A 1,171-nucleotide genomic window follows, 5' to 3' on the forward strand; every position below is an offset into this window, starting at 1 on the left:
TGGAAAGAATTTCATCACGATTTTTCTGCCGTCGCTCCTGGGTCATACCGGTAAAATACATATTACGGGCCGCATTGCCTATCATTTTTGGTGTCAACGGCATATCGCTGTTGCTGATTGTGCCAATGATATACTTGGTCATTTCCCGCTCATCAGCCGCAAAATTCCGCAGGAAATCTGCTGTGCCGTCAAAGGTTGTCAGAGTATCCTTAAGCTTAGGATCCCGATATGAAATAAATATCACGTTACCATTATTGGCGATATTGGTCATGGCTCCATAGGCGCCACCCTGTACCCGGATTTTTATCCAGAAATACTCATATTTCAGCATTACTTCCATAACACGCAAGTATCCGGACATTTTATGACCCAGCTTAATAAGGTTAGCTCCCTTACCAACATACTGTACCTGACTGGAAGACATGAGGCCTTCCCGTTGGCCAACTACTGGCAGATCATATTGGCAGCGTGGTGCCTTATCAGCCTCCACATTGTCCTTGAGGCCAGTAATGATATGCTTGATCTCTGTTTCGAATTGACCGAAATCCTGCTTTGGCATAGTAACCCCCATGGTCAGGCGTTTACTACTAAATAACAGGGCCTTAATCTGGCGCATCTTGCCCTTAAAATCTTCTATTCTGTCAGCAAAATTATCCGTCAAATCTTTTATTAATGGATAAATGGACAAATCACCAATTTCGCTGAAGGCACCATCCTTGGAGATAAAGGAAGCCAACCGATTACGGGCAACTGTCACTGATGAGCTGAGCATCGACATTTCCATATCGGAGCGTATTTGAGCCAACAGTTCCTTCAGCCGCTTATCATCCTCAAACTGGCTTTCATTGATTATTTCTCCCATCAGTTCCACTGACTTGGCCAAATTACGATAAAAGACCTTGGTATTCAGCCGGAAAAACGCCTTAAACTTATCCGGATTATCCACCTCAGCAAACACGTCTATATCCGCATCCATACCACCGGTATAAAAGGCTATTTTCTTACTTAAATCAGCATAGCTGTTGGATTGGGTATCCACCTGACCCAACAAGTCACTGTACAAAAAGGCATAAGGCAGTAAATCCTGTGGAATTACATCAATATCAAAATACAGGTTATAATACACAATCCCCTTGGTATCCACATTGGAAAGCAATACCTTTATTCCGTC

At 43.2% G+C, this 1,171-nt stretch carries 1 pseudogene; it reads right to left on the reverse strand.

From position 1 onward, the window contains the following. A pseudogene (locus ACKI5G_RS09180) lies at positions 1-1,171 on the reverse strand (insulinase family protein); the annotation flags it as partial.

The organism is Anaerovibrio sp. (assembly GCF_045637405.1).
Classification (GTDB): Bacteria; Bacillota; Negativicutes; order Selenomonadales; family Selenomonadaceae; genus Anaerovibrio.